Raw genomic sequence first — 22,643 nt, 5'->3', positions numbered from 1 at the left:
AGAAACGAATTACTACACAGTAATCCGTTTCTAAATACTAAAATTCACTATATACATACTCTTGGACATTTGAAAAATCCGTTAAAAAACAATATATTATTATTCCCATTATTACTATATAAAAGAATAATACCCATAGTGTTAATTTTTGTTTATAGCTTAATTTACTTTTTAAGTTTGTAAAGATCTCTTTCAAAATCAATCCATCCTCTCCAACCTAGATGCATCGCATCATACATATAATAGTCTTCATATTCTTTACTTGAATAATCCATTACCTCTATATTATTATTTTTAGCAATTTCTTTTAATTTATTGTAGGCAACTTGTCTCTTTTCACTACCTATTCCAGTATAGTCACTCCATTTCCCGTGAGCAGGAAGAATTGCAAACTTGATATTCAACTTCAAGTCCTTAACAATAGATAATAGTATATCTAAGTCTTCGTATTCTTTAGAATCATCATACTTTGTATTTTTTGAACTATCTTTTAATTGATTATATTTAACTCTTATATATTTGTCATAATATGTATTGTCAATTTGATAATCATTGTTATTAGTTCTTTCTTTAGCTTCCTCAGCTGCTTTTTTATCTAATTCGTCCCAATTATAATCAGGTGTCTTTTCTCCACTAACTGGATAGTTTTCTTTACCTTTATTTTTATAAAAGTTCAATTTATTTTTTAAAACATAAAAGTAATTATCAAGTTTTATAAACTCTCCTGTAAATTTATTACCTTTACCTTCTAAAAAATATTGTTTATAGCTTTTATACTTTTTATTCAATTCCTTATTTGTAGATGAAAGTTCTATAACCCTATTAATAAATTTTTCTTTGGTATCTCTACTAATTTTATCATTTCTCATTGTATTGTACACATGTTCGCTAGAAATTCTAGATAAAAATGCATCTTTTAAAATACCATTCTTATTATCAAACCATTGAATAGATTGAATCATTACTATCTCATTATTCTTCACATCATTCCCTATTGATCCAATAGTAGCCGCATGAATAATATTTTGAGAGTTCCCAACTCCTACTTGCATTATATTAAAATCTTCGTAATTGAATATTTTCTTAGGGTGATAATTTTCATTAATAGTCGTTGTTAACTCTGAAGACCCCAAAAGTAAAAGTGTCCTAGGAGTCATATTTTCAACTATTATATCTTTACTTTTATACTTTTCAAAAGCAGTACTATATCTAACGCTATTGTCGTTCGACTTATAGTAAGTTTCTACCTTCTTTAAGAGGGTCACATCTAAAATTACAAGTGTAATTAATACCAATACTATTGATATTAAAAATGCTTTTAATCTTATCATGTTATTATTTCCTATTTTCTATATATGAAATTACCTTGTTTGGTGTATCGATTTCTTCATATGTTACTTCTGTTGGAGCTATACTTAATCCGAAGATTTCTTCGATTTTTACTAACATTTCTACAAAAGCTAATGAGTCCATTAACCCTTCTTCTTTCATGTTTATATCTAAATCTTCTCTTACTACTTCGTCTTCACAGATTTCTTCTAACATTTCTAATACTTGTTCTTTTATCATCCTTGTTCTCCTAACTCTATATTATTTTTTTAGTACATGGCTTATTAGTTTATACGGTTCTCCTGAGAAGATATATAAACCTATTATTACTAAGTTGATCGTTATGAACCAGCTAAGTACTTTGTACCATGTTTCATTTTTATTCTTTTTGTAAAATTTACTTTTCTTCTGATAGTATTCAAATCCTGCCATAAGTATTCCATGGTAGAATCCATATACTATATAGCTTATTGTTAAGCCGTGCCAAAATCCCATAAGAACCATGTTTACCATGTAGGCATACATCGCTGTATTAAGTCTTTTCTTGAATCTTTTTTTCTTTGTTGCTTCCATAAAAACTCTTGAGAATACGAAGTCTCTAAGCCACGTTGATAGTGTTATGTGCCATCTATTCCAGAAGTCTTTTATGTCTATACTTAGGAATGGTTTGTTGAAGTTCATCGGTGTTCTTATTCCTAAGATGTTACTACTACCCACTGCCATTAAACTGTATCCTGCAAAGTCGAAAAATAAGTACAATGTATATAGGTACATGTATTTTAATGAATAAACAAATGTCCCATGGTTTGTTAAACCTACTAAGTAGTGGTAACTTAATGTTGAAAATACTATTTTATATAGTAATCCTAATATTAGTCTGTAGACTCCTTCTCCAGCTAATTCTAAGTACTCTGTCCTCGGTATTCTTTCTTTTATTTCGCTCATAAACCTTCTACTTCTGTCTATCGGTCCTGCGCTAACTGTTGGAAAGAATAGTAGGAATTGTACATATTCTACAGCACTGATTTTTTCTTTTATTAAGCCATCTGAGATTTCTATCATAATTTGTATTGTCTTAAATGACATATATGATATTCCTATAAAGGCTAATAGGTGTAAGTGCGTTGTTGCGAATACTTTGTTTATTACTAGTGGTAATATTGATAGTATTACTAATATTTTCAAGTGTTTTTTACTTTCTGTTTTTTGGGCTATTAGTACTAATATGTATTCAAATAGAATAAATCCTACTAGGTAAGATAACATTGTGATACTCTTACCGTATATTACTGCGGCAAATATTACTGATAATGCCAATATATAATATTCTATTTTTTTACCTAGATAGTTTATTATAAAGCCTATAATTAGTGCTATAGCTAAGAATAAGAAAAATTCATTTCCGTCAAAGTAGTTCATTCTATACTAACTCCTTTAACTTTTTCTTATCTATTTTACCGTTGTTGTTTAGTGGCATTTCTTCTAAGAATACTATTTTCTTCGGTATCATATATTCTGGCACTAATTTTTTTAGTTCTTGTTTTATTTGTTTTGTTACTTCGAAGCGTTTTTCTATTTCTTCGTTATATACTACAAATGATGTCAGTGCTTTTACTTTTCCATCTTCATAGCTTGGTACTGTCGCTGCTTGGCGTATTTTCTTATTTTTTAGTAGATTATTATCTATATCTTCAAGTTCTATTCTGTGCCCATGTAGTTTTACTTGGAAGTCTATGCGTCCTTCGCAAAATAGCATTCCGTCTTTGAAGTATCCTAAGTCGCCTGTTAGGTAACTTCTTTCTTCTTTTCCATCTACCTCTCCTATACCAAATTTTTCATTTGTTATAGCGTCATTTTTAAAGTATCCTTTTGCGACTGTGTTTCCTGTGATTACTATTTCACCTTTGTTCTCTTCATCTGGGTTTGCTAGGTGTACTTTTGTACCCCATTTTATTTCCCCTACTGGTAGGTTCTCATAGTATTTTTTATTCACTTCTTTTGTTATTTCTACCCATGTGACCATTACTGTTGATTCTGTTGGTCCATAGGTATTTATTACTTGTGCATCTTCAAAGTTTTTATGAATTTTTTCTACTGTTGTGCTGAATAGTTTTTCTCCACAAAAGACGAATTGTTTCACCTTCGGCATTAGACTTTGATTGAAGTTTTTATCTATGAAACACATTTCTATAAATGATGGTGTTGAGATCCATATTGTTGCATTTGATCTATTTAATTCTTCAAACATTACTTTGAAGTTCTCTTGATGTTTTTTATCTATTTGTACTAAAGAGGCTCCTAGATAAATGCTTGGCCATAATGACATTACCGATAAATCAAATGAGAACGGTGGATGTCCTAAAAACACTAATTCTTCATTTTCATCATAGTATCCTGTGTACCAGTGTAAGAAGTTATTTAGGTTGTTATATGTAATACATACTCCTTTGGGTTTTCCTGTACTTCCTGACGTAAAAATTATATAGAATATATCTTCATCTTTTACGTAGTTTTCTTTTGAAATAGCGTTTTGAGTACTTGAGATTATTTCTTTAGCTGATTTAACATCTAGCATTTCTCTAGATAGTTCTATTTCTTCTGTGACCAGTACTACTTTTGAGTCTGTTATTTCTACTATTTCTTCTACTCTTTCTTTTGGTGTATTTATATCTACTGGACAAAATGCTCTTCCTGATTTTACACACGCTAAAAAGTACACTAACATAAATGGATGTTTATGTCCGTACACTACTATAGGGCTTTTGTCTTCGCCCAGTTTTTCTTCAAGATAAGACGCAAGTCTATCTGAATACTCTATTAAATTTTTATATGTTAAATTTTCATTCTGATATATATTATTAATATATACTTCTTTAGAACTATTTTTAAACTGTTCTAGTTTTTCAAAAAAAGTTAATTTCATATTTATTTTATCCTTGCCTCTATATCTATTCTTTATCGACTTTTTATTTTCCATCACGATAGATCAAAAAATCGACATCATACTCCTTATACTATTATAATATAAAACTTAACAAATGTGATTAAAAATTAGTAAAAATTATAAAAAAAATTGATTTATTGCTTTTTATTTTCAAAACAACAAATCAATTTTCATAAGATTTTTCTAAAATCGCATTATTTCAGGTCATTAAGTAACTTTTCTTTTAAATCTTTTGGTTTGAGCTCTACTTTCTCTTTATAACTAAGTCGTGTATCACTATTACTTGCAAAGTTAAATAAAGTTTCCTTCTCAACGGAATATTGATTTTCAACCTCATAGTTGGCTAAATCGAAATCAAATGCAAAGATTTTTTCTATAAGTATCATTATATTTTCAAGATTTTTATTGACTAATTTTTCAAGTTCAGGACTTGTAAATGCTTTATGACTATCCGCTCCATGAATTTTCTTAGCTTTTGTAGTTCTAACATACATAATTTCGGGAGCTTTTTCATAAAATTCATCATCCAATATTAAATCACTATTCGCTAACCCTCTTAACCTATATGTCTTTAGATCTTTTCCTAATTTAGCTATTTCTCTATAAAATATCCCTAATATATCCTCTGAATTTTTGTCAAACATCAACTCACATGCCAATGCATAAGTTAAAATCTGAGAAATAAACCCTAATTCCAAACTATCTAAAGAAAAATCACTTTGACTACTCTTATAATCAATTATTGAAATATTTTTTCCATTAATGTCTACTCTATCAATTACCCCTGTGAATTTAATAGGTGGTATATTGTATTTTTTTTTCAATTCTTTTTTATTAATTTCCCCAGTTTCAACATTTTCACATGTAATAACATTGTCTACTATTTCCAGAGTAAATGGTCTTTCTAAGAATGTTGGCATAAATTCTGTTAGAGCAAAATATTTTATTTCTATTGCTATAGCTACTTCAAGTCTCATAATCATATTATTTAAAATATATTTATGAGTATTAAATAACTCTATTAGCTTCAAGGTTTCTAATATATCTTTATTATCACTCGAATAAATAACCTCATTCAAGATCTCTTTAATATTAAATCTCTTTGTAATATCTTCATCTTTTAGCGCATCTATATCAAACTTGCTTCCGCAATCAGCTATAAAATTAGTAATTTTTTCTTCTGACATTACTGCGTGGAAAAATTTTCCAGTAACAAGATTATCTATATCGATATCTCTTTCCTCTGCTATTCCAAGTACTCGTTTAACAAAGAATTGATATGGATTCCTTTCGAAATCAGAAATTTTAGAGATACTAAACTTAGAAAAACTTTCTTTCTTAATTTCTAAAAATTCATCTATATATTCTGAACTAAGTTGAAACTTATAATCTCTGATTATTTTAGATAAATAATTTTTAATACTGGTATCATTAGTGAAAAATACTCGGTCATTTAATTCATCAAGAACTTCGTAATTCTCATAACTTTCATGTTCTGAAGTAAGTTGATACTGCTCTAAAAACTTAATCATAAGTTCTACTAAAACCTCAACTTCTTCTGTCTTACTATCTTTCACTTCCATAAATCTACGATAAATTTTTGCGAATAAATAATTAAATTCCTTAGTTGAAACTATCTCTGAAACATTTTCTAAATAGTAATTATAGTCAGCAATAGAAAACTCTAAGATTTTTGAAGTTTGCTTTTCTTCCAATTCTGGGAATAAAGATCTCACTGTATTTAAGTATGGAGATGCAAAATTCTCCTTAAAACTCTTATCAATTAAACTATAACTTATATATGTTTTCTCTTGAGCTCTTGTCATGGCAATATAAGCTACGAACTCTTCATCAATAAGTGCCGCTTCTTTTGTCGGTGATAAAAAGATATCATCATTTATTAATCTTTCTTTATCTTTATCGTCTATTAATCCTGAACTTTTAGATACTGGCAATACATCTTTGTTGAATCCCATAACAAAGACAACTTTTTTGTTTTCTACTTTTGCTAAATCCATAGTGGACATAATGATAGAATTATTTATTTCTGGTATTGAACGATACTTAATAGATGTTAATCCAGTATTAAATAGAGTTACGAATTTTTTATATTCAAACTTTTCACTGCCAAAATTCTCATTTATATTATTGATATATTCAAGAATTTTTTTATAAACTTGTCTATCTATACTATCAATTTTTAACTCTTCGATATTGTCATACTCACCATCTTCTTTATCAAGATACATTTTAATCTTACAATGGTCAAAAACATCTACTAATTTTTTTATATATCTTTTAGCTTGAAGATTGTTCTTAGCTGAGACTTCTGAAACCTTATTAATAAGTTCTAATAAAACTTGTCTACAAATTTCAAGCTGTTCAGAGTTATACTTCGCCGTCTTTTCAATAAAGTAGTCTTTCAGCATATCACTATACGTATTTACCAGTTTCTCATTTAGTATATTTTCAAGATCATCTATTGAAATTGTCCTAACTTTTTCTAATAAATCGCTGTATTTATATCTTCCACTTATATTATTTACTAGATTACTTGCTAAAAAGTTATCTTTTATAATGTTTTCATCTAACTCTACAATATATTTTTCTAGTTGTTTTTCATCAATATTTGAATCTCCTAGTAAAACATGTGCAATGACCTTTTGGCGATAAATATTCTCAAAATTCGTTAACCTAGTTTTCAATAGATTTAATAATCTAGTTTTAAAACTACCTTCATCAAAATATAAGGTCTCTTGTATAAACTTAACTAAACGGTGATTACTAGTTTCAATATTTTTATCTAAATGAACATCTAAATTATAGTCTTTAAATATATTCAAATAATTTTCATATGTATTATCACGATAAAGAATTGCTATCTCATTTTGTTTAATATTGTTATGATTTAGTTTCACAATCTCACGAGCGATTTGTTTAACTTCCAACTCCTTATTTTTGGCACAGATAATTTCAATACTATCATCAGTCTCATACTGTGCTGTGAAGTTTTTATAGTATTTATCAGCAAGAATATCATTAGAAACCCCATTAAAACGTCTTTTATGAGTTTCTAATTCTTCATATTCCTCTACTTTATTATCTTTTATTTTAAATTTCAGTGTATTTATTTCTTCTTTTTTTACAAAGGCTACTACAGAAAAATTCACATCATTATTATTTTTCACTATTTCATTCATACTAGCAACAATTTCATGAGATTTTCTAAAAATATCAAGCTTATATTTCTCTTTACTATATAAATCAGATAGATAAAAGTCATTATATTTCATCTTTTCTAGTTCATAACCTTGAACAAGTTGCGATAAATCAAAATTAAAATATCTATTTGCATCACTTATAACGCTAATTATTAACTTTTTAGACTTTTGAGCAAGTTTTTCAATATAATAATATTCCTGTGCTGTGAAATTATAATAAGCATCCACATAAAAAATATACTCACTCAAATCTATGTATTCTAGATACAATAATAATTCAGTTATATAATCTACTTTATCAAAAGAACCCTGCTCCTTTAATAATCTCGAATATTCAACATATATTTCTAAAATAGATTCTAATTTTTCTCTATGACTACTTTCTAGATTATTATTTTTCTCTAAATACTCCTCTAATAAATTGATACTAACCTTATACTCTTTTAATTCATTTATTATTTCTTCTACAACTTCTATAAAATTAACATCTTGTAAAATTCTTTTTACTAAAAAATTCTCACTATTTTCTAGATTTTTTGCAGCTTTATAGAAATAAAATGGTTTAATATTATCTCCTAGCCTACTAAGATTATCCATTCCCAATAGTTTCGATAATCTTCTAGTTAGACTTGAGAAATTCATAACATCGATATTAAAAGTACCACCGAATTTATCACATAACATTTTTTCAAAATTAAAACTGTTCTGTTCTGGAGTTAATACAATTATTTTATGGTTATCTCTATTTAACTCGATATCATTTAATATGTAGTTCGTTTTCCCTACACCACTTGGACCAATTAATAATTCTAAGTTCATGTTTTCTCCTTTCTTTTTATATTACTTTATATTCCAGTCATTTTAATCTTCGCATAATTATCTTTAGAATAGACTTCTACCTTCGGTCTAATTCTCTCTTTTAACTCGCTGACATGTGAAATAATACCAATATTTCTTCCATACGATTGTAAATCTATTAACGTTGTTAAAGCGATATCTAGTGTTTCAGCATCTAGTGATCCAAATCCTTCATCGATAAAGATAGTTTCAAGAGATATTCCACCACTTTCATTTTGAATAACTTCCGCTAACCCTAAAGCGAGAGCTAAAGAAGCTAAGAATAATTCTCCTCCGGAAAGAGAACTAATAATACGAGTACTATTTAAATAAATATCATGTATTTCAATCTCTAAACCTTGAAGACCTCCACCTTTCGATTTTTCATCACGTCTAATAAATCTATATCTATCATTTGTCATCTGTAGTAATCTTTTAGTTCCCGCAACTAGAATCAAGTCTAGATAATATCCTTGAACATAAGTTTCCAACGATTTTCTGTTTTCAGTTTTTCCGCTGACAACATCACTAAATGCTATAATTTCTCTTATCTCTTTAGATGATTCTAATAGTTCAATATACTCACTATGAATTTTTTTATATAATTTTTTATTATTTTCTAATCTTGTATTAAGAATTACAACTTTTTCTATAAAATCATTAACTTGAAATTCAATATTTTGTAGTTTTCGTTGTCCTTCTTCTAAATCTGGTTGTTCTATCTCTTCTAACTCTTCTACGAGTTTTTCTATATTGTTTACTATAATTTTCTTGGCATCTTCAAATTTATTAATTTGAGATTCAAATTCTTCTAATTTAACCAATTCTGCTATGTCTTCTTCTGCCATTTCTAAAGTTATGTAATACTTATTAAGTTTAGAATCGCTGAAACTCTCTATAATATTTTCTATTCTTTTACTAACTTCCAGTAAATTCGTCTTATTATTTTTCTGTTCTGTCTCTAGTTTGGTTTTTCTTATCAATAATTCATTACTATTATTTTGCTGAACGTTACATCTATTATCAAAGTCTTCAACCTGAGATTGTATTTTCTCATAATAATCAGCAAACTCATCTAGCTCAATTTTCACATTTTTTTCAAACTGTTCTATTTTATTTTTCGCTTCTAGATGTTTTTGTTTAATTTCATCTTCATTTTTAAATAACTCTGAAAGTTCCTCTATTTCTTGATTTAGGCCCTTAATTTTATCCTCAGATATTTTGATTGCTTTACTAATATCCGTTAGTTTAAGATTATCTGTCTTTAATTCGTCTTCTAATTGTGATAGTTCTTCCTTAGATTTAAAGTTAATTGTATCCTCTAAATTTTTCAAAAGAGCACTTATTCTTTCTATTTCTTCTTCATCTTTTTTTATAAGAGTTTCTAGTTGAATTGTATCTTTATTAACTTTTTGAAGTGATTTTTCTATACTTTCATCTACTGCCTCTAAAGAGGGAATTTCTGGTAAGTGTTCAATCTTTTGTTTACATAAAGGACATTCATCACCTTCATGCAATTTCAATAGAAAACCATTTAAAACTTCTTGCTCTTTATTCTTATTTAATAATATAACTTCTTGCTCAAGCTTCTTCTTCTCTACTTCGAGTTCTTCTAATTGTTTTTTATCAAGAGTAAGTTTCAAACTCTTATCATTTACTTCAGAAAATTTATTATTATATTCTTCGAGTTTTTCTACATCTTGCTCTTTCTTTAAAATTTCTAATTTTAACTTACCAATACTGCTCTCTAGTATATTTTTCTCCTCAATATCCTCTAAGTGGCCTTCTTTTGAAACTTTCAACCTAGAATCTAACTCTTTATATGTTTCTTTTTTCAAAGCAAGCTCTTCTAATGTTTCACTATAGATTTCAATGTTGGCTTTTGCAGAATTTAATTCATTAAAGTTATTATAGAAAAACTTATAATCAACAGTTTCCTTTCTAAGTTCTTCTATATTATCTTTTTGTGCATTTAATTCTAATTGTAATTTCTTATTATTTTCTAAGTCTAATTTATATTTGTCTGTATCAATTAATAAATTTTTCTCAATTTTTCTTAATTGTAATTGTTTATTTAATAAAGTACTGTACTCTATAATCTTATCTTTATTCTTTTGCAGCTCTTTTAACTTCTCTACTTCTAATCTTAGACTTTTATAATAGTCTTCTTTTTCACTTAGATTAGCTAGTTCTAACTTGTTATTTTTAAGTTGGATAAATTTATCATTGAGCTTACTTAATTCTATAAATTTCTCTTTTTCTTTAGAAAAACTACGTTCTAATTTTAATAATTCTTTTTTTTCATTTTTTATTGTTTCTTCTTGTGAGTGAATAATACTTAGTATTTCTTCAAAATTTTCATCTTTTAAATATTCAAACTTTATAAGTTCTTCCTCAATATCAAACTGCTCAAATCTAGTAATCAATTCTTTTTCTTTCTGTTTATGTGAACTATCTAATTTTTTAGCTTGTTCTTGTAATTGTTCCACGAATTTTTGATAGAAGTAAGTATTAAATAAAGATCTCAAAGTTTCTTTTTTTTCACTTGATTTTGATAATAAGAACTCTTTAAATTTTCCTTGAGGTAAGATAATTATTTGACAAAATTGCTTATCATCTAAACCTATTAACTCTTCTACTTTTTCTTTTACCTCTTGTTCTTTTGTGGCGATTACTTCTAACTTTTCATCATTATATTGCATTAAAGCAACTTTCCCCGATGTTAGATTTTTATTACCAGCTTTCAAATAAGCCAGAGTTCTCTCAATTCTATATTTTTTACCACTCAATTCAAAATCAAAGTTAACCTGTGTTTTATCCTTATCCAAGGCTGTCTTCGTTCTTAGTGAGGCTATATCTTTACCACCAGTTGTCTTATTGTACAATGCATAAGTAATAGCATCAAATAATGTTGACTTCCCTGAACCAGTTTTCCCTGTTATTAGAAATATAGGTTCATTTATTATTTTATCCCATTCTATTATTTCATTCTTATATGGACCAAATTCTTTTAATTCTAATCTAATTGGTTTCATCTTGATTCACCTTATCTATAATATTTACTAGTACTTGTTTTTGACCTTCAGTTAATTCATTACCAGTTTGTTCATTATAGAATCCCTCTATTAACTGAAAAGGACTCTTAGTTAGCATCTCTCTATCTAATTTCACTTCATTATCGATACTAGTATTTCTTTTTTGCTTTAGTATCAGAGTATTAGGATAATATTCTTTAATTCTAGGTAACGGATCAGTAATTCCCTCTAAACCACTCAGTTCCATACTAAAATAATCATTTTTACAATCATAACTTTGTTGAAATTCTTTCGTTAAAACTTCTTCATAAGATGTACTAATATTGTGTAACTTTCTTTTTTGTTTTAATGGAATAAACTCTTCACTATAACTTTCTTTTGTTACTTCTACAAGCCTCATTCCTTTAGTTTGGGAAGCTTCAGAGAATGAGTACGCCATTGGACTTCCACTATATTTCAAACGTTCTTCATTTATTGCATTCGGATTATGAAGATGACCTAGAGCAACATAATCAAACTTATCAAAGACTTCCACAGCCACATTTTCAACAGTTCCTACAGATATTTCTCTTTCAGAATCTGTTTCTAATCCACCAGAAACAAAAGTATGAGCTACTAAAATATTAGTCTTATTCGTATCTAAATTTTTATAAATTTCATCTATTACTCTTTTAGTTGCTGCATTATGGGTTGTTAATGTAGTATTTTCAAAATATTCTCTCGCTTCAAAGGGTTCAAAATATGGTAATAAATATATATCAGCATCTTCATAAGAAAGTTTATCAAAAGCTTGTTCTAATCTTGTATGAAGATAAAACTTATGTTTGCTAAACCAAGCTTCACCAATCGCTAGTCTTTCTCTACTGTCATGATTTCCACTAATGGCAAAAATTGGTATGTTACATTCTATATTAATTTTAACTAAAAGTTCTTGTAGAAGTGTAGTCGCTTCTTTACTAGGAACACTTCTATCATATAAATCCCCTGCAATAATTAAAAAATCAGGATTAATATTCTTAATCTCAGTTATTAAATTCTCAAACACAAACTCCTGATCTACTAATAAATCTAATCCTTGTAATTTTCTTCCAATATGCCAATCAGCAGTATGTAAAAATTTAACCATATTATCACCTTTTCCTATAAATTATCTCTATTATATTATATATTAAAAACAATCAAAATAGTAGTAAAGATTAAATTTCCCTAGAGCAAATTACTACTAATAAAAATTATAATAACGTATCATGTTTTAAAGCCCATATAAAAAAATAACGAGAAGTAAACCAACTTCTCGTTATAATCATTATCTATTTCCCAAATAATCTTTGGATATCATTCCATGTTACTGCTAACATCAACGCAACCATTAATAATCCAAACGCTACAGTTAAGTAATATTGAGCTTTTTTATTAATTGGCTTTTTGAAGATTGCTTCATAAATTACGAATATGATACGTCCACCATCAAGAACTGGAATAGGAATTAGGTTCATAAGACCTAAGTTAACACTTAAAATTCCTGTCCATTTTAATGTTGTAATTAAACCACTCTGTGCAGCTGCAGAAGACATTTCATAAATCGCTACAGGTCCTCCAAGTTGATTTAAACTAAATCCACCAGTAAATAATGAAGCAAACAGACTAATAATTCCCATGAAAATCGTAGTTCCATAATATAGTGTTTGTTCAAAACCACTCTTAATAGAACCCGCTAAGTTTTTCTCATAAGCTGGATCTATTCCAAGTTTATAAGTTTTAACTTCTTTACCTTTTTTCACAGTTGTTTCTTCTTTTGGTGTAACTTTAATTTCTTGTTGTGAACCATCACGTGAAACTTTTAATGTAAGCTCAGAACCATTAGAATTTACTATCTCATTAGTCATTTCTTTCCATGTTGAAACACTCTTACCATTTACCTGCTCAACTACATCACCTTGTTTTAATCCTGATGAGTAAGCCGGATAGTTAGAAGCTAGTTCACCTAAACGCGTAGTATTCGATGGTACTCCACTATAAATTGAAATACCTAAGAAAATTGCTAAAGCTAATATAAAGTTCATTAATGGTCCTGCAAATAATGTCCAGAATTTTTGCCCCCATGAGTGTGAAGAAAACATTCTTTCTATTGGTGCTATTTGCTCCTCCATTCCTCCAAAGACAACACAAGCATCTTTTCTTACTTCATAGCGTTCTATTTTATCACCAACAAAACCTTTCACAAAAAGTTTCTCTGTAAGATCAAACTTTTTAAGCTCTAGTGGAAGTAGATCCATATCATTGCTTTTATCTAAAACTATTTTTTCAACCTTATCGTTTTCATCTAGTTTTAAACTAACTTTCATTCCTTTTTTTAGGTCATATACCGACATGTCATTATTAAAATCAAAAACATTATCTGGCATCTTAACATATCCTCCGACTGGAAGAAGTCTTATTGTAAAGTTAGTCTCTCCTATTTTTTTATGGAATATTTTAGGTCCCATTCCAATTGCGAATTCCTGACATAAAATCCCTGCTCTTTTCGCAGCAATAAAATGTCCAAATTCGTGAATAGTTACTACTACAAAAAATATTAATATAAATGCTATAATCCCTTGCATCTAATACCCCTCTCTATATTTTAAAATAAACTTAGTAATATTATTAAACATGGTGCTGATAGAATAACAGAATCGAATCTGTCAAAAATACCACCATGCCCTGGTAATAAATTACTACTATCTTTTACTTGATATTCTCTTTTGTATGCTGATTCAATTAAATCACCAAATTGTCCGATTACACTTACTATTAATGTTACAACAATTGCAACTAATAAATTTGAAAAAATATTAGTTGTAAAGAAGAACAATAATGCTATCGCTATCGATGATACACTTCCTATCACTGAACCTTCTATTGATTTATTTGGACTTATATTAGGTGAAAGTTTATTTTTCCCAAACTTCATTCCTCCAAAATAGGCAAAACTATCAGTAAACCAAATTGTAAGTAATAAATATGCTACATGAGATAAGCTCAAGTTTCTTATCATAAACAAACAATAAAATCCTATAAAAATATAGGCAGTTACAAATATAATCGAACCAATTTCAACTAATTTAATTTTGTGACCTGTTGCAACTACAGTCGCTAACATACTAACTAAAATTAAAAAAAGTAATCCATAAAGTTGTAACTGTGAAATTTCTTCATTTAAAAATAGTAATGCACCTGCTAAGGAAGATAACCCCAAAACTACTATGTTTGTTTCTTTAAAAGTCATTCTTACTATTTCATACATAGCCATTACACCTAGTGCGAATGTTGTAAATTTAAAATAGTCTCCACCTAGAAATAGTAATGGTAGGAAAACAATTAATGCCACGATGGCCGTTATTACCCTAGTCTTCATTTAAACCTCCAAACCTTCTATCTCTACTTTGATATTCTAATAATGCCTTGTAAAATTCTTCTTCAGTAAAGTCCGGCCATGCCACTTTAGTAAACAAGAATTCACTATAAGCAATTTGCCAAAGTAAAAAGTTTGAAATTCTTTGTTCTCCCGAAGTTCTTATTAATAAGTCAGGATCAGGAGTATTAGATGTAAATAGATTTTGACTCACATGTTCTTCAGAAATTTCATCTATACTGTATTTATTATCTTGTACGTCTTTAGTAATTTGTTTAATTGCTCTTAACATCTCGTCTTTAGAACCATAATTCAATGCAAAGATCAATTTTAATCCAGTATTATTTTTTGTCTGCTCAATTGCATCATTTACTGCCTTCCTAGTATTTTCAGGAAGTTTCTCTACTACACCAATAACCTCAACTTTTACATTATTTTCCATAAGTTCTGGCATAAAACTACTGAACATTTTTTCAGGAAGATCCATTAAATAACTAACTTCTTCTTTAGGTCTCGCCCAGTTTTCTGTAGAAAAAGCATATAATGTTAGATACTCTACACCTAGTTTTGATGCATATTTTGTTATTTTTTTTACAGTTTGCATCCCTTCATAGTGTCCTTTAATTCTAGGCATATTTCTCTTTTTAGCCCAACGACCATTACCATCCATTATAATAGCAACGTGTGTCGGAATTTTTTTTAACTCTTGTTTGTCATTTTTTTCCACTAATTCATTTTTTCTAAAAAATTTAAACATAATTCCTCCTATGTAACACACTTCATTATAACATAAAAGCCTTAATGCAACAAACTTTTAATAATTTTTATTAATGACTATGGCTAATAATTTTTCACAGAATAAATACACTATAGTTAAACCAAATAATATATATTTCACTTAATATATATGTAATTTATTTTTCTCTTTTATATAAAGTATTTTAGGTTGCTTTCATTTAATATTCATGCTAGAATATACACATTAAACATGATATTAAAAATGAAAATTACTATTTTTAAAATAAGAATTTTTATAAACTGTTATCATAATATTTTTAAAATAATTCGACTAACTTTAGCTTAGCCGTTTTTTTAATATTATTATTTTTTAATATCATGCTAATATATATTGAAAGGATGATTAAATGAAAAAAAATACAAGATGGACTGTCTTATTCGCCTCAATGGCAATTTTACTATGTGCAGGTTCACTATATTCTTTTAGTGTTTTTGCAAAACCTCTAAGTGTATCGAAAGGATGGAGCATGCCTGAGGTAATGCTAGCATTTACTATTAACGCAGCTATTGCTCCTATTCCTACTATTCTTGGAGGATTTATTACTGATAAAGGAAAAGCAAATATTTCTATTATCTTAGGTGGGATATTATTTGCAGCTGGATTTATTCTTACTGGATTTGCTACTACAAAAGGGATGTTATATTTTAGCTATGGTGTATTATCTGGAGTTGGACAAGCATTTGCATATTCTGGAATTATAAGTAATGCGCTTAGATTCTTCCCTGATAAAAGAGGATTAGCTGCTGGTTTAATTACAGGAGCAATGGGAGGGGCTAGTGTTATCGCTGCTCCAATCGCACATAGTCTAATAGCTAATTATGGAGTACACAATGCATTTATCTACTTAGGTAGTGTGTACTTAGTAATTATTATAATAGCTCTATTCTTCATAAAAGTTGCTCCTGCAAATCATCAACCTGAAGGTTGGATTCAACCTGTTGCAGAAATTAAACAAGAAGCTGCTAATAAAGATTGGAAACAAATGTTAATGAGTTTATCATTTTACTTTATTATTTCAATGTTTGCTATTGGTGCATTCTCTGGACTTATGGTAGCATCAAACGCATCAGTAATCAGTCAAACTATGTTCGGATTATCTGCTTCAGTTGCTGCAACTTTTGTTAGTATTTATGCTCTTTCTAATACATTGGGACGTGTTGTATGGGGTGTTGTTTCAGATAAAATAGGACATGAAAAGACTCTTATCGCGATTTATTCGGTAATTGCTATTTCATTATTAACTCTAGTTAACATTCGAACTACAATTGGTCTGACAGTCGGTCTTGTTTTCCTTGGTCTATGTTTTGGTGGAATTATGGGAGTTTTCGCGCCATTAGTAATGAAAACATTTGGTCCTATAAATCAAGGAGTTAACTACGGGATTGTTTTTATAGGATTTTCTACAGCTGCATTCTTTGCGCCTAAATACGCTGCTGGAATTGCCGCTAAAAATAATGGAGATTTTACAGAGGCGTTTTATGTGGCTATCTCTATAGTACTTGTTGGATTAGTAATAAGTATTATTTACTCAATCTTTACAAAACGTAGAATTAAATAATAAACAAAGAAATCATCTCAAAAAAAATGAGATGATTTCTTTTTATAATTTCGGTATTTGAATTTTTTGTCCAGCTGCAATATTATTATTACTAATATTATTTGCCTCTTTAATTTTTTCTACACCATTTTGAGAATTAGCTTCTCCATATGCTTTTGATGCTATAGCGAATAATGAGTCTCCAGCTTTAATAATATAATCTTGGCCTGCTACAGGTGTTGTACTTACTACTCCCTCTGTTTCACCATTTTCTTTTTCATTAGTTGAAGATTCTTTCTTATTAGTATTTTCTTCTGTTACTTTTGAATCATTAGCTTTAGGTATATCTTTATTACTTTCAGCTTTTGTCTCCTCTGGAACTTTAGCAGTTTGCTCAGTTGTTTGAACAACTTTATCTTTTGCTTTTCCCCCTAAAGAGTTTCCTAATGCAGTCACCCCTACCAGAATAAGTGGTGCTAGTATTATAAATAATCCAACTAGAACTGTATTCTTTATAGTATTTTTTTTCATCATTTTGCCTCTTGAATTATTTTACTTCTTCAAAATAATCGTGGTAGTATCCGCCTACTTTTCCACTGTTATCTACTACAAATATATATTCTTCTGTTTCATTCACTACTTCATATTCTTTGCCTACAGTTAGCATATTACTAACAGTGAATTTCTCAGCATCTGTATGTTTAACTATAACTTTTTTCGACATTTTTATTCCTCCTTACTCTTTATTTTTTATTTTATTACAATATAACTATTTTTTCAATTGTTTTTTACTCATTAATAATGAAACTATTACAAAAGCTACTAGAGATATTGATAACGAAATCACTACTGGTTCTATAAATTTAATTACATATACAGTTTTTATAAGTATATAACTTACTAATCCTAAAACTATAGAACTAAGTGCTCCGTATTTTTCAGCTTTTTTCCAGTATAATCCTAATAAAATTGGCCATAGGAAAGTCGCTTCTAATCCTCCAAATGCAAATAAGTTAACATTTACTATTAGACTAGGTGGTCTCATACTTAGTAACATTATCAATAAAATCACAAGAATATTAACACCATATACAAAGACAGGAACTTTCTTACCTGTGATTTTTTCTTTAATAGATTTATTATTAAATAGTAAATCCTTTATTAAAGCAGATGATATTAATAAGAATTGAGCATTTACTGTTGTTATGATTGCTGCCATTGGTGCTGCTAGAACTAATGCAGCTAAATACCAAGGAAGTACTTTTAACGTAATTATCGGAATAACAGAATCATAGTCTTTGATATCTGGGAATACCCCTCTTGCCATAACTCCTATTAAATGAACTCCAAACATTACTATAAAGATAACAATTGATCCAACAATGATAGACTGTTTTAAGCTTCGTTTATTTTTATATAACATCGAGTTAATAGCAATTTGTGGAATACCAATAACCCCTACTCCGACTAATACCCAAAATGAACTAACATAGCTTGGTGTTAAACTACCATTTGCACCAAACGGGGTTAGTATTTTTTCATTAATATTAACCAAGTTGGTTGTAATCTGATCAATACCTCCACCATAATTTATTACAGCAAATAATAAAATTATTGTAGAGAAAATCATTATTAATCCTTGAATCATATCAGTTATTAGTATATTTTTTAATCCACCGAATACCACACAGAATATAATAATTACTGAGATAAGAACAATACCAGTCTTATACTCAATTCCCATAAAGGCTGCTAATAACTTAGCTCCACCAACCCATTGGGCACTCATCGCAGCAATTAAAAATACAATCATAGCAAGTGTTGATATGAAGGCTACTACTTTAGATTCATATCTATTTTTTAAATAATCACTTATTGTTATTGCATTTATTTTTTGTGCAGCAGTTTTGAACTTTTTAGCTAAAACTAATAGTACAAAATAACCCGTTACCACTTGAATTACAGCAAGTAATACCCAACCATAACCAAGTTTATAAGCAACACCAGGTCCTCCTAAAAAGGTTGAGGCAGATCCATAAGTAGACATTAATGTTATTGCTAAGACAATACCACTTACCTTTCTATCTGCTAAGTAATACTTTTCAAAGAAACCTCCATGTTGTTCTGTTTTACTAATACGATTCATAAATAATGGTAATAGTATTATTCCTAAAAATATAGTTACAAAGAGAATTAGAATTCTATAATCTAAATTACTTGTCATTGTTTTCCTCCTCTTTTATCTCATCATTTAGTAAAAGATTTGTTAAAACAATAACTAAGATGATTATCAGAACACTAACTACTATAGAACTATAGAAAAACCATTCGGGAAGTCCTAACACATACTTATATGATTTTACATTATTTACATCATATTTAATGTAAGCAAAGTAATACCATAGAGCAAAATGTACAATTGCTAAGCAAAGTGCAACTATTCCCTCTTTATTTTTTAATTTATTCATTTGTCTTTCCTAATACCCTCATTAATATATTATAGATATTTTCATAATAAACTTTCATAAAATCAACTATGATACTTCCAAGTAATAATCCCGCTGTTACGTCACTAATAAAGTGCGCACCTAGAATCATTCTTGAAATTGGGACTGCAATAATTGCAAAAGTAGCAATTACAGCCAGTATTTCTTTTTTATTAATTACAAAAAGTAATGCTAAGAAAAATAATGCTACAAAAGTAGAGTGACCGCTAGGGAAACTAAAACCATCATGAAGTTCTGGTAATGGTCTAACTCTTTGAATGCTATATTTAAATGCTGATAAGAAGAATCCTCCAAAACCTGCACTAAAGAATATAAATACAGCTTTCTTTAACTCTTTTATCCAAACTAAAAACCCTGTTAATAAGATCATTATTAATAACAATAATTTATCATTAAAAACAAGTGATATTATTTTAGCTGGCAAAGCTAATACTTTAATTTCAAGTAGATCAGCAATTACGATATCAAAAACATTATTTGGAAATTTTATTGCGACAACTGCTAACGCTATGAAAACTAATATCTTCACATACGTAAGTACACTTAATTTCTTCATCCTAAATTTCACCTCCTACTTTATCTAAAATCTTGTTATAAAAATCATTTACGTCGTTTATTACACGTTTTTCATTTTTATAAACTTGCATAGAATGTTTATAATCTTCTAAATTATTATAAAATTCATCAATTTGAGAAATAGGAAGTGTTGCAAAATCCTCTTCTACTACCACTTTTGCAAATCCATTTTTTTCGAAGAATCTAGCATTTTCAATTTGATCTCCTCTACTTTGATTAGTTCCAAGTGGAACAAGAATCGGAGGTAATTCTAAAGCTAAAAACTCATATATTGAATTCGCACCTGCTCTTGAAATAACGAAATCGGTAATTTTTAGTACATCAAACAATTCTTTTGATAAAAATTCGAATTGTTTATACCCTTCTTTATCTATATTGTTATTTATTAATCCTTTTCCAACTAAGTGAACGATTTGATATTTTTCAGTAAGTTGATCAATATTATTCCAAATATAATCATTTAGAATTTTCGATCCTAGAGATCCACCCATTACTAATAACACAGCCCTATCTTCATTAAACCCTGTTAATTCATAAGCTCTTTGTCTATCTCCTGTATAAATATCATCTCTAACAATAGCTCCGATTAAACTAGCTTTACCCTTCGGTAAAAACTTCTGAGTATCTTCAAATGTTGTAAAAATATGATTGCAGAACTTAATATTAATCTTATTAGCCAGTCCCGGTGTAAGATCTGATTCATGTAAGACTACTGGAATCCTTAGTAACTTAGCTGCGACGCAAACCGGAACGCTAACAAATCCACCTTTTGAGAAAACAAAATTTGGTTTTTCTTTTTTTAATATAAGTAACGAATCTAATATTCCTTTCAATACTTTAAATGGGTCTATAAAATTTTCCCAAGAAAAATACCTTCTTAACTTACCTGAACTTATTTTAAAATATTTTACTTCTGAAATCTTTCCTATCATTTCGTTTTCTATACCAGTTTTACTACCAATATAAGAAATCTCATACCCATTTTTCTTAAATTCTGGAATCAAAGCCACATTTACAGACACGTGACCTGCTGAGCCCCCTCCAGTAAATAGGATTTTTTTCACCTTTATCCTCTCTCTTTCATCTTTTTTTCCAAACGCTCTTCCACGTTTTTAGGAACGAACTTCGATAAGTCTGCTCCGAAACCTGAAACACCTTTAACAATACTAGAACTAATAAATGAATATTGTTTATTAGCCATCATATAAAATGTCTCAATTCCTTCATCCAAAGCTTTGTTCATAAATGTTAATTGCATCTCATATTCAAAGTCAGATACTGCCCTTAGACCTCTAACTATGACACTTGAACCAACCTTCTTTGCATAGTTTACTAATAATCCAGAGAATGCATCCACTCTCACATTTGGAATATCTTTTATTGTTTCTTCAATCATCTCCACTCTTTCATCAAGTGAAAATAAATATTTCTTATCAGGATTTACCAAGATAGCTACTATAATCTCATCAAATAACTCTGAACTTCGTTTTATAATATCTATATGTCCATAAGTAATAGGATCAAAACTACCTGGTACAATCGCTATTTTTCGTTTCATTTTTATTTCTCCATATATTCAAAGATTACTATATCTGTTATTCCATACTGTTTTTCTTTTATAACTTCAAGTTTTTCATCAGTAATAGTGATTTCTTCTGTATTGCTCTTTTCACAAATAACTAACGCCTCATCATTACATAGATTATTTTCTAAAATACATTGTAATGCTTCATCTATTAATCCTTTATCATATGGTGGATCTAGAAAAATAATATCAAATTTCTCCTCTTTCTTTCCGAAAATTTTCAATGCTCGTTTGAAATCATTTCTATATAAAGAATAATCTGTAGCATCTATTCTACATTTTTCAATATTACTTTTAATGACTTTTATTGCATTATTACTTCCATCAATAAAAGTTGCGTGCTTAGCACCACGACTTAACGCTTCTATTCCTAAGCCACCTGTTCCACCAAAAAGGTCTAATACTTTACAATCATAGCAATCTATCATATTGAATAAATTTTCTTTAATTTTATCCGTTGTCGGTCTTGTATTCATTCCTTCAACAGCATTTAATTTTATAGATCTGTATTTTCCTGCTATAACTCTCATTTGTCCTCACTATAAAGTACCATCATTTTGAATACTTCTTAAAATAAGGGAGAATATATATTCTCCCCCTATTTCTATTATTTCTTAGTTTGTAGACTTGAATCTAAATGCTCAAAACTTAAATGTAAGTCAGACATTCCTGATAATTCTACTTTTTTTACAAATTTCTTTTTCTTAAGTTCTTCTACTATGCTGCCTAATCTGTTTTCATCAACATATATACAAGCATATCTTCCTCTTTTAGAATAAGAAATAAAGTTCCCATATTTTTCTAATTTATTTAAGTCTTTAAAACTTTTAAAATAGACATATATTCCACGTCTTTCTTTTTCAAATAACTCCATAAATT

General features: G+C 28.5%; 20 protein-coding genes. 1 reads left to right on the top strand and 19 read right to left on the bottom strand.

Features of this window, described 5'->3' with window-relative positions; genetic code table 11:
- Nucleotides 1-164: 164 nt before the first annotated feature.
- The 10 genes from dltD to O3801_RS01390 form a co-directional block, all read right to left on the bottom strand.
- Nucleotides 165-1,331, bottom strand: coding sequence for a D-alanyl-lipoteichoic acid biosynthesis protein DltD (gene dltD, locus O3801_RS01435; RefSeq protein WP_371453783.1), 1,167 nt, complete (start codon nucleotides 1,329-1,331; stop codon nucleotides 165-167).
- Nucleotides 1,332-1,335: 4 nt separating this feature from the next.
- Nucleotides 1,336-1,569 carry a D-alanine--poly(phosphoribitol) ligase subunit DltC gene (gene dltC, locus O3801_RS01430; RefSeq protein WP_003145008.1) on the bottom strand — a complete coding sequence of 78 codons (234 nt, stop codon included), beginning with the start codon at nucleotides 1,567-1,569 and terminating at the stop codon, nucleotides 1,336-1,338.
- A 21-nt stretch (nucleotides 1,570-1,590) separates the two neighbouring features.
- Nucleotides 1,591-2,748, bottom strand: coding sequence for a D-alanyl-lipoteichoic acid biosynthesis protein DltB (gene dltB, locus O3801_RS01425; RefSeq protein ID WP_371453781.1), 1,158 nt, complete (start codon nucleotides 2,746-2,748; stop codon nucleotides 1,591-1,593).
- A 1-nt stretch (nucleotide 2,749) separates the two neighbouring features.
- On the bottom strand, nucleotides 2,750-4,252 hold the full coding sequence (dltA, locus tag O3801_RS01420) for a D-alanine--poly(phosphoribitol) ligase subunit DltA (RefSeq protein WP_371453779.1): 1,503 nt from the start codon (nucleotides 4,250-4,252) through the stop codon (nucleotides 2,750-2,752).
- A gap of 215 nt (nucleotides 4,253-4,467) precedes the next feature.
- Nucleotides 4,468-8,313, bottom strand: coding sequence for a PD-(D/E)XK nuclease family protein (locus tag O3801_RS01415; protein ID WP_371453777.1), 3,846 nt, complete (start codon nucleotides 8,311-8,313; stop codon nucleotides 4,468-4,470).
- A gap of 26 nt (nucleotides 8,314-8,339) precedes the next feature.
- Nucleotides 8,340-11,366 carry an AAA family ATPase gene (locus O3801_RS01410; RefSeq protein ID WP_371453775.1) on the bottom strand — a complete coding sequence of 1,009 codons (3,027 nt, stop codon included), beginning with the start codon at nucleotides 11,364-11,366 and terminating at the stop codon, nucleotides 8,340-8,342.
- Nucleotides 11,353-12,492 (bottom strand): exonuclease SbcCD subunit D, encoded by a 1,140-nt coding sequence (locus O3801_RS01405; RefSeq protein WP_060913847.1) that lies wholly within the window; start codon nucleotides 12,490-12,492, stop codon nucleotides 11,353-11,355. The genes O3801_RS01410 and O3801_RS01405 overlap by 14 nt, the downstream gene beginning before the upstream one ends.
- 184 nt (nucleotides 12,493-12,676) lie before the next feature.
- A complete protein-coding gene (gene rseP / locus O3801_RS01400) occupies nucleotides 12,677-13,969 on the bottom strand; it encodes an RIP metalloprotease RseP (RefSeq protein WP_371453773.1) in 1,293 nt (430 codons plus the stop codon).
- A gap of 20 nt (nucleotides 13,970-13,989) precedes the next feature.
- Entirely contained in the window at nucleotides 13,990-14,763 is a 774-nt protein-coding gene (locus O3801_RS01395; RefSeq protein ID WP_371453771.1) for a phosphatidate cytidylyltransferase, read from the bottom strand.
- Nucleotides 14,753-15,517 (bottom strand): undecaprenyl pyrophosphate synthase, encoded by a 765-nt coding sequence (locus O3801_RS01390; protein WP_371453769.1) that lies wholly within the window; start codon nucleotides 15,515-15,517, stop codon nucleotides 14,753-14,755. The genes O3801_RS01395 and O3801_RS01390 overlap by 11 nt, the downstream gene beginning before the upstream one ends.
- Nucleotides 15,518-15,905: 388 nt before the next feature.
- Here O3801_RS01390 and O3801_RS01385 point away from each other — a divergent pair, with 388 nt between their 5' ends.
- Nucleotides 15,906-17,117 (top strand): L-lactate MFS transporter, encoded by a 1,212-nt coding sequence (locus O3801_RS01385; RefSeq protein ID WP_371453768.1) that lies wholly within the window; start codon nucleotides 15,906-15,908, stop codon nucleotides 17,115-17,117.
- A gap of 42 nt (nucleotides 17,118-17,159) precedes the next feature.
- Here O3801_RS01385 and O3801_RS01380 read toward each other — a convergent pair whose 3' ends face one another.
- The 9 genes from O3801_RS01380 to O3801_RS01340 form a co-directional block, all read right to left on the bottom strand.
- Nucleotides 17,160-17,627 (bottom strand): LysM peptidoglycan-binding domain-containing protein, encoded by a 468-nt coding sequence (locus O3801_RS01380; protein ID WP_060914090.1) that lies wholly within the window; start codon nucleotides 17,625-17,627, stop codon nucleotides 17,160-17,162.
- Between the two features lie 16 nt (nucleotides 17,628-17,643).
- Nucleotides 17,644-17,820 (bottom strand): DUF6501 family protein, encoded by a 177-nt coding sequence (locus O3801_RS01375; RefSeq protein WP_003145576.1) that lies wholly within the window; start codon nucleotides 17,818-17,820, stop codon nucleotides 17,644-17,646.
- Between the two features lie 45 nt (nucleotides 17,821-17,865).
- Nucleotides 17,866-19,320: a sodium/pantothenate symporter gene (gene panF / locus O3801_RS01370; protein WP_371453765.1), complete on the bottom strand. Its 1,455-nt coding sequence runs from the start codon at nucleotides 19,318-19,320 to the stop codon at nucleotides 17,866-17,868.
- Entirely contained in the window at nucleotides 19,310-19,564 is a 255-nt protein-coding gene (locus O3801_RS01365; RefSeq protein WP_371453763.1) for a YhdT family protein, read from the bottom strand. The genes panF and O3801_RS01365 overlap by 11 nt, the downstream gene beginning before the upstream one ends.
- Nucleotides 19,557-20,159 (bottom strand): phosphatase PAP2 family protein, encoded by a 603-nt coding sequence (locus O3801_RS01360; RefSeq protein WP_371453761.1) that lies wholly within the window; start codon nucleotides 20,157-20,159, stop codon nucleotides 19,557-19,559. Before O3801_RS01360 ends, O3801_RS01365 begins: the two co-directional genes overlap by 8 nt.
- A 1-nt stretch (nucleotide 20,160) precedes the next feature.
- A complete protein-coding gene (locus O3801_RS01355; RefSeq protein ID WP_371453759.1) occupies nucleotides 20,161-21,243 on the bottom strand; it encodes an undecaprenyldiphospho-muramoylpentapeptide beta-N-acetylglucosaminyltransferase in 1,083 nt (360 codons plus the stop codon).
- Between the two features lie 2 nt (nucleotides 21,244-21,245).
- Nucleotides 21,246-21,737 (bottom strand): pantetheine-phosphate adenylyltransferase, encoded by a 492-nt coding sequence (coaD, locus tag O3801_RS01350; protein ID WP_274459379.1) that lies wholly within the window; start codon nucleotides 21,735-21,737, stop codon nucleotides 21,246-21,248.
- A 2-nt stretch (nucleotides 21,738-21,739) separates the two neighbouring features.
- Nucleotides 21,740-22,294 (bottom strand): 16S rRNA (guanine(966)-N(2))-methyltransferase RsmD, encoded by a 555-nt coding sequence (rsmD, locus tag O3801_RS01345; protein WP_371453757.1) that lies wholly within the window; start codon nucleotides 22,292-22,294, stop codon nucleotides 21,740-21,742.
- Between the two features lie 77 nt (nucleotides 22,295-22,371).
- Complete coding sequence (locus tag O3801_RS01340; RefSeq protein ID WP_294681777.1) at nucleotides 22,372-22,638, bottom strand: DUF2129 domain-containing protein; 267 nt, start codon at nucleotides 22,636-22,638, stop codon at nucleotides 22,372-22,374.
- Nucleotides 22,639-22,643 lie beyond the last annotated feature (5 nt).

This window comes from Gemella sp. 27098_8_149, assembly GCF_041433745.1.
Taxonomy (GTDB): Bacteria; Bacillota; Bacilli; order Staphylococcales; family Gemellaceae; genus Gemella.
The sequence above is the reverse complement of the archived record's forward strand: the minus strand, read 5'-3'. Positions and strand labels throughout refer to the sequence as shown.

What these genes read in the sequence shown, in the direction of transcription:
- dltD (WP_371453783.1), bottom strand. Translation starts at nt 1,331, where the DNA reads ATGATAAGATTAAAAGCATTTTTAATATCAATAGTATTGGTATTAATT.
- dltC (WP_003145008.1), bottom strand. Translation starts at nt 1,569, where the DNA reads ATGATAAAAGAACAAGTATTAGAAATGTTAGAAGAAATCTGTGAAGAC.
- dltB (WP_371453781.1), bottom strand. Translation starts at nt 2,748, where the DNA reads ATGAACTACTTTGACGGAAATGAATTTTTCTTATTCTTAGCTATAGCA.
- dltA (WP_371453779.1), bottom strand. Translation starts at nt 4,252, where the DNA reads ATGAAATTAACTTTTTTTGAAAAACTAGAACAGTTTAAAAATAGTTCT.
- O3801_RS01415 (WP_371453777.1), bottom strand. Translation starts at nt 8,313, where the DNA reads ATGAACTTAGAATTATTAATTGGTCCAAGTGGTGTAGGGAAAACGAAC.
- O3801_RS01410 (WP_371453775.1), bottom strand. Translation starts at nt 11,366, where the DNA reads ATGAAACCAATTAGATTAGAATTAAAAGAATTTGGTCCATATAAGAAT.
- O3801_RS01405 (WP_060913847.1), bottom strand. Translation starts at nt 12,492, where the DNA reads ATGGTTAAATTTTTACATACTGCTGATTGGCATATTGGAAGAAAATTA.
- rseP (WP_371453773.1), bottom strand. Translation starts at nt 13,969, where the DNA reads ATGCAAGGGATTATAGCATTTATATTAATATTTTTTGTAGTAGTAACT.
- O3801_RS01395 (WP_371453771.1), bottom strand. Translation starts at nt 14,763, where the DNA reads ATGAAGACTAGGGTAATAACGGCCATCGTGGCATTAATTGTTTTCCTA.
- O3801_RS01390 (WP_371453769.1), bottom strand. Translation starts at nt 15,517, where the DNA reads ATGTTTAAATTTTTTAGAAAAAATGAATTAGTGGAAAAAAATGACAAA.
- O3801_RS01385 (WP_371453768.1), top strand. Translation starts at nt 15,906, where the DNA reads ATGAAAAAAAATACAAGATGGACTGTCTTATTCGCCTCAATGGCAATT.
- O3801_RS01380 (WP_060914090.1), bottom strand. Translation starts at nt 17,627, where the DNA reads ATGAAAAAAAATACTATAAAGAATACAGTTCTAGTTGGATTATTTATA.
- O3801_RS01375 (WP_003145576.1), bottom strand. Translation starts at nt 17,820, where the DNA reads ATGTCGAAAAAAGTTATAGTTAAACATACAGATGCTGAGAAATTCACT.
- panF (WP_371453765.1), bottom strand. Translation starts at nt 19,320, where the DNA reads ATGACAAGTAATTTAGATTATAGAATTCTAATTCTCTTTGTAACTATA.
- O3801_RS01365 (WP_371453763.1), bottom strand. Translation starts at nt 19,564, where the DNA reads ATGAATAAATTAAAAAATAAAGAGGGAATAGTTGCACTTTGCTTAGCA.
- O3801_RS01360 (WP_371453761.1), bottom strand. Translation starts at nt 20,159, where the DNA reads ATGAAGAAATTAAGTGTACTTACGTATGTGAAGATATTAGTTTTCATA.
- coaD (WP_274459379.1), bottom strand. Translation starts at nt 21,737, where the DNA reads ATGAAACGAAAAATAGCGATTGTACCAGGTAGTTTTGATCCTATTACT.
- rsmD (WP_371453757.1), bottom strand. Translation starts at nt 22,294, where the DNA reads ATGAGAGTTATAGCAGGAAAATACAGATCTATAAAATTAAATGCTGTT.
- O3801_RS01340 (WP_294681777.1), bottom strand. Translation starts at nt 22,638, where the DNA reads ATGGAGTTATTTGAAAAAGAAAGACGTGGAATATATGTCTATTTTAAA.